Source organism: Caballeronia sp. RCC_10 (assembly GCF_041360715.1).
GTDB lineage: Bacteria > Pseudomonadota > Gammaproteobacteria > Burkholderiales > Burkholderiaceae > Caballeronia > Caballeronia grimmiae.
Map to the genome: position 1 here is coordinate 1 of NZ_JBFUPT010000076.1, position 6,252 is coordinate 6,252.

The window sequence follows — 6,252 nt, forward strand, 5'->3', positions numbered from 1 at the left end:
CTCGGTCGCTGCTTCATTTGCAACACCTCCGCTGCTCACGCAAATTTTAGGTGTTGCATCGACCGGTTGAATCCGCCCGCATCCGAAGCCGACCAAGCTACGCTGGCAGCTTCGCCGCGAGGACATCGATGTTCATAACTTCCGGCGGTTTAGCGAAAAGATCCGCGGCCCTCGCCATCAGCGCTTCAGCTACTTTGCCCGATAGGTGCGCCTGGCGTCCCGCGTCGTCAGGGAACGCGTCGAAGATGCCGTACACCGATGGCGCGATTTTGAGGCCGAACCACGCGATGGTCGCGGGCTCTTGCTCGACGAGCGGCAATCCGCTCATCAGGAAGCTTTCGACTTCCTGCTCCTTACCCGGCTTCGCTTCAAGCCGGACGAACAACGCTGTCTTGACCATGCCAGCCTCTGTGTTGGTGCGCTTCAGATATCGACGGGAACTCGCTTATGGTCTCTTCACGAATGCGTGGCGCGCTCTAGCCGAGTCGCGCTTTTAGTAAAAAGAAGTTCCGCGCCAGTGTCTCGTTTGTCGACTGTGGCAATCCGAATAATGCGCGCACGCTGCTGAGTCCTCGCGGCATGTGCACGCCGGAGTCGTTTCTCGCGGCACGGCACGCACGGTGTTGCTGGACGATCTGCCTTATGGTCTGCCACGGGAAGAAGCAACGGAAGCATCGAATTGTCCTCGGCTAAGTATGACCGGTTTTGGCCGGGGTTGCTGAACACGAAAGGACTTACATGATGCTACGTGATAGGCGTGAACCAACTTGCCGACGCGAGGATTCAGCGACGCGGTCTTCGCAATCGCGCTGACCCTGCTGATCGTCGAGATCAAGGTGCCTGGATCTCCCGAGGGCGCGCATGGCTACAGCGACCTGGCAAGGGCCATGGGGGAGCACTGGCGCGAATATCTCGTGCTCGTTCTCTGCTATGTCGTCATCGGGGCCTATTGGCTGCAACACCATTATTCGGGTCGCATCTATGCTAAGAGTGATCACTGTTTGGCGTGATCAACCTCCTGTTCCTGCTGGCGATCGTCGTCATTCCTTATCCAATGCGCGTCTGGTGCTTCCACCTCGGCACGGGCTTCGAACCCGTCGCGTCAGTGACCCTCGTTGCCGGTCTTGCACTGACCGCCTGCACCTGGATGGTGAAGTGGTTCTATGCAATGCCAGGCCGCCGACTGATGGACGAACGGCTCGCGCCACATTTTCTCCACGTTCGACGAGAGTTGCGATCAGGCTCGTAGCGTTGCCATACGACAAGTCACCTTCCCAGTGCCCAGGTATTGCGCGATCCTCCGCCGTAGCAGGGCGTTCACTGATCGATATGGCGTTGCGAATGTTCTTGCGGCCCTCGGTCTTCGTGTGTGGTGACGAGACCGGCGCATGGTTCGAGAGCGTCGGCTAAGGTGCTGCGACCGCACCTTCAATAGCTTGGCCGAGTTGCCTCACGTCAACTGGCTTGGTGAAGTGGAAGTCAAACCCAGCGTCTGCTGTGCGCGCCCGGTCTTGAGGCTGTCCCCACCCGGTAATGGCGATGAGTGTGACGTCTTTCGTGGCGGGCGTTGCCCTGATGTGGCGAGCCACTTCAAGTCCGCTCATGCCCGGCAAGCCAAGGTCGAGCAAGATTACCTGCGGACTGTAGTGAGTGAGGATATCGACGGCTTCTTCCCCCGAATAAACGGTCCGTACCTCATGCCCCTCTAATTGCAAGAGCGCGGTCATCGCGTCAGCCGCGTCGACATTGTCGTCTACGACGAGGATGCGATGCCTGTCCATCGACGTCGCAACAGCGGGCACGGCGTGCGGCGGGACCGGCGGTGGCATCACGCGTGTGTTTGCCGGGAGATGGACGGCAAAGCAACTACCTTTGTCTTTCCCGCGGCTTGACGCCGTCAATCGGCCGCCGTGCAGCTCAATCAGCGATTTCGATAGCGCGAGTCCGATACCGAGGCCGCCCTGTCGGTGATGGTCGGGATTCACCTGCGAGAACATCGAGAAGATTGCCGACAACTTCTCGGGCTCAATCCCGATGCCGTTATCCCCGACCGAAATAGCGATCTCGGCATCATCGGCCGCCACAGCCAACTCGACTCGGCCGCCCGGTGGCGTGTACTTTGCCGCGTTCGTCAGCAGGTTAGCCAGTACCTGCGCCAGCCGCAGACGGTCAGCCTCAACATAGATTGGGCGGGCGGGGAGCTTAACGACGAGCTCGTGGCCCTTGCCGTCAAGCATCGGCCTGGCGGTGTCGACCGCATCGTCAATGGCCTCCTTGAGCGCCACCGCTTCCTTGCGCAACGTCAGCGCTCCACGCGTGATGCGCGAGACGTCCAGTAGGTCATCCAGTAGAAGTGCCATCGCTGCTGACTGGCGGCGCAGCACGGTCACGCACCACTCTTTCCGTCCATCCGTCAGCCCGGGTTGTTCGAGTATCTCCGCGACCTGTCGGATCGGGGCAAGCGGATTGCGCAGTTCATGGGCGAGCGTCGCCAGGAACTCGTCCTTGCGGCGGTCAGCTTCTGCGAGCGCCTGCTCGGCTTGCACCCGAGCAGTCACGTCGCCGAACCACGCGACGACCGAACCCTCGAGCGACGCGGCGACGACGTGAAACCACTGCTCGCCGTTTGCCCCTTGAACACGCACGTCGAAGGCGTCGCGCCCCTGCCTTTCCGCAAGCGGCGAAAGTCGCTCCAGCAAAAGGTCTGCATCCCACCCTGCCGGACGAACATACGAAGTCGAACTGCCGACAACAACGCCTGCGGCCTTGTTGAATAACTGGGCGGCTGCCTCGTTCAAGTAATCCCATCTAAGCTCTGCGATGCGACCTTCGTGCACCACCGGGGTCACGATGAAAAACGGCACGCCTGCACTGTTCAACGCCACGTCGAACCGGTGCCGCGCGTCGCGCTCAAGCCGCAGGAGTCGATTCGCAGTATCCTGCGCAGCCGCTTCCGCTTGTCCCGCCCGTTTTGCTACCTTCGCCAGTTGTTGCCCGGCCGCCACCAGGAAACTTCCGACGACGGTGTACGCAAGCAGGACCGCACGGTCCTCCGGTTGGCCGACAGCGAGGCCAGCAGGCGGCATCCAAAGCGCGCCGAAGCCAATACCGCTCGCCAGCAGCAATAGGCCAGACCGGGCGCCAAACAGCACTGTGACCAACGGCAGGGCTGCACTGACGAGAAGAAATGTCAGGCGGCCATGAGCAAGCATCGTCAGCGTCTGCTGAGCCAGAAGTACGACGGCTGTAGTCGCGATACCAAACAACAGCCGCTTCATCGGTGGGAACTGGCTAATTCGAACGATCATGGAAATGGCCCGCCGCAGTTTCGACGTTGCTATTCAAAATTGGTTTGTCTGCATTAAGCATTCCTCCTATCTTCTAAATGCGAATCACTCGCGAAAAATAGGTCGCGGAGTGTTAGCCCCGGGACGTGTTTGAGAAGCAATCGGCGGCTAGGCCGCTTTAGCAAAAAAGACTTAGCAGCGTCGAGTCGTATCCCGACAGCGCGTCGTGCTCATCGTCGCCGACCGCGTTTTGACCATGGCCTGATACCGCTGAGCCATGCCGGTCGCCAACTTCACGATGCCCTCGTTCAACCGGAGATGCGCTGACTCAATTGCGTCGCGATGCTACGTGTCCAGCATGAAGGCGGTGTCGTAGTGCAGGTGACGAACAAACACGCCGCTTCCGCATCCACCTCTAACTGCGGGGCTTCCTCGAAACACACCGTCTGCTCATCGCCCGTTGTTCTCGCATACCGCCAGGCCGACCGGTATGCCGATACGGATTCCACTGCTCGGCATCGAACGAGCGCAACCCGGTCGCAGGCGCTTCCTTGTCGTACTGACCGACTGCGTACCAGCCGTGCAGCGCGATCTCCGTTCAGGAGCGATTCGAGCGTCGGGATCGGATAGCGACGCCCCAACACATTGACGTCGTGCCAGACGGCAAGCGCGGGAAACGCATGGGGCGCGTAGTGATGCATCGACAGGAAGAAGTCGATCGCCACCAATTGCTGCGGCGTCACGAACTCGAACTGCGGCTCACACGAAACGCGGTTTGCTTCCGTATCGGGAATCAAGCCGGTCGCCAATGCCCCGGAGTGCGCTTCTGCACGGTCACGCTTGGCCGCGTCGATACGCAGCAGCTTCTTGAGCAGATCAACGCTCGTGCCGTAACGGTAGGTATCGGCCTGGATGCGCGTGTAGCCCGCATCGCTCAGCGAACGCCCCACCAGTTCCCGGCGCGACATATCCCATTGGATCGCGAGCAGATAGTTCCGAAAGTCGTCGAGCGGACGAGATGTCCGTATTGCTCGTCCTCGATCGTGGCCTCAAGTGACTTATCACGGTCGCCCGCGACACAACAGAACGCACAACCGCACCTTATATAACGAGAATGGACTGGACAGCACGTGTGTGAGTGAGTGGAATCGCGGTCGCACAAGGGTAGTGCCGCTCATTAGCACGGCAATGAGATAGGCAGGCAGCAAGAAAACCGCGTGTCTACCCAACGAGATGTCAGTGCCAACCCATACTGACGGAAAGTGTCTATCTGGGCCGCCCTCCAGTTTCACATTGCTTTGACGCGCCACGCGCTAAAGTTGCAGACTGCATTTCCCTGATCGACCCACTGCAGCCGGACGACTCTCTCGAACCCGGTCAGTCGGTCAAATCAAGAATCTTCGAACTAGAGTGCCGGTAAGCGGCCGTTGGCGATTTCCCTTCGCCAATATCGGTAGGCGTACCCGCGATGTAGTCGATCGCATCTTCCAGATTGGCGGACTGTTCTGGCGATGCCACGCGTAAGACAATCGTTGATCCAGACCTTCTGACCGCCGGACATGACGGAGACCGACTTGCTGCTATCGGGCTCAGCGTCGTGGACGAGGATTCCGAGGCCTTCACGCCGTTCACCGCTCGCGAGCATGCGCTGCGCGCGGATCTCCTACGTTGTGCATCTTTTTTTACTGCGCAACAGTAACCGAGCACACCGAATGCTGCTCTAACTGCGTAACTGTGAGTTTGCGACGAAAGCATCATGGAAAAAGAGCTCAAGCTGCAAGTGACCGGAGGTAAGGCAAGCCAGATCATGCATGCGCCGGCGGTCAGCCGACTGTTGGACGGCTCAGCAGATTCAAGCGATCTTGTGAGCACTTACTTCGACACCCCCGAGATGCATTTGCGCGGGAACGGTGCCTCGCTGCGCGTGCGCGCCGTCGGCGAGCAACGGGTGCAGACGCTGAAGCTGGAGGGATCGGTCACCGCTGGCCTCTTTGCACGCGATGAATTCGAATGTCCCGTGAACGGCGATCGGCCCGACCTCGACGCGTTGCTGGCGCTCGTACCGAAAGACTCGAAGGCCATCCAAATACTGTCCGCGCCTGATCTCGCAGAGCGCCTGGAGCCGCTCTTCCTCACCCGCATCAATCGGTGCGCCGCCACCTTGCAATTGCCCGATGGCACTGAGCTCGAGCTTGCGATGGACGATGGCGCAGTCGAAGCCGCGGCCGGAGCGTCGGCTCCAATCCACGGAGTCGAACTGGAGTTAAAAAAGGGCGATCCCGAACAGCTTTACAACCTCGCCCTGGCCTTACTGCACGACGTCCCGCTTCGCATCGATCATCTCAGCAAGGCGGACCGCGGCTATGGCCTGCTCGTGCAAGAGCAGATTACCGCTGTACTAGCCGAACCGCTCAAGCTCAAGAAGCGCGATAACGTCGAAGAAGCCTTTCAGGCCATCGCGAGGAACTGTGTGGCTCAAGTCCACGGCAATGAGCGCGGCGTGGTCTTTGGACACGATCCTTCGAGCGTACATCAGATGCGGGTGGGGCTTCGCCGCCTGCGCTCGGCACTCGACCTGTTCTCGCCGGTCATTCCCGCGCCGGCTGATTTTGACAACGAACTCAGATGGATCGCCGGCGAGTTAGGCCAAGCACGTGACTGGGAAGTGCTTGCAGGAACGACCCTGAAAAAAGCCTTAGCCTCCGCTGCCAGCGACGCCGATGCGACCGCCGTCCACCAGGCGGCACAGACCATAGCGACGGAGAATCGCAAGGCCGCCGTTGCTGCAGTCAACTCGGTGCGATACACGCGTCTGATCATCCAGTTCACCCTTTGGATCGACCAGAAGGGATGGCGCACGGGTCAGTCGAGAAAATCTCTGAAGACGCTTTGAAGCGCACCGGGTTTTCCGGAGACCTCAACTCCTGAGAGAATGAGGAAATGGAAAACATCGACAAAGCAAAAC

At 59.8% G+C, this 6,252-nt stretch carries 7 protein-coding genes; 3 read left to right on the top strand and 4 right to left on the bottom strand.

Annotated elements, in window-relative coordinates; genetic code table 11:
- Window positions 1–97 precede the first annotated feature (97 nt).
- Entirely contained in the window at window positions 98–400 is a 303-nt protein-coding gene (locus tag AB6804_RS31310; protein WP_370889754.1) for a putative quinol monooxygenase, read from the bottom strand.
- A 367-nt stretch (window positions 401–767) separates the two neighbouring features.
- On the opposite strand from AB6804_RS31310, the gene AB6804_RS31315 reads away from it, so the two are divergent.
- Window positions 768–1,010 carry a TMEM175 family protein gene (locus tag AB6804_RS31315; RefSeq protein WP_370889755.1) on the top strand — a complete coding sequence of 81 codons (243 nt, stop codon included), beginning with the start codon at window positions 768–770 and terminating at the stop codon, window positions 1,008–1,010.
- On the top strand, window positions 1,007–1,249 hold the full coding sequence (locus tag AB6804_RS31320; RefSeq protein ID WP_370889756.1) for a hypothetical protein: 243 nt from the start codon (window positions 1,007–1,009) through the stop codon (window positions 1,247–1,249). Before AB6804_RS31315 ends, AB6804_RS31320 begins: the two co-directional genes overlap by 4 nt.
- 157 nt (window positions 1,250–1,406) lie before the next feature.
- On the opposite strand, the gene AB6804_RS31325 is transcribed toward AB6804_RS31320, so the two are convergent.
- The 3 genes from AB6804_RS31325 to AB6804_RS31335 form a co-directional block, all read right to left on the bottom strand.
- Complete coding sequence (locus AB6804_RS31325) at window positions 1,407–3,308, bottom strand: ATP-binding protein (protein ID WP_370889757.1); 1,902 nt, start codon at window positions 3,306–3,308, stop codon at window positions 1,407–1,409.
- A 287-nt stretch (window positions 3,309–3,595) separates the two neighbouring features.
- On the bottom strand, window positions 3,596–4,255 hold the full coding sequence (locus tag AB6804_RS31330) for a hypothetical protein (RefSeq protein WP_370889758.1): 660 nt from the start codon (window positions 4,253–4,255) through the stop codon (window positions 3,596–3,598).
- A gap of 409 nt (window positions 4,256–4,664) precedes the next feature.
- Complete coding sequence (locus tag AB6804_RS31335; protein WP_370889759.1) at window positions 4,665–4,805, bottom strand: hypothetical protein; 141 nt, start codon at window positions 4,803–4,805, stop codon at window positions 4,665–4,667.
- 238 nt (window positions 4,806–5,043) lie between these two features.
- On the opposite strand from AB6804_RS31335, the gene AB6804_RS31340 reads away from it, so the two are divergent.
- A complete protein-coding gene (locus tag AB6804_RS31340) occupies window positions 5,044–6,180 on the top strand; it encodes a CHAD domain-containing protein (protein WP_370889760.1) in 1,137 nt (378 codons plus the stop codon).
- Window positions 6,181–6,252: the final 72 nt, after the last annotated feature.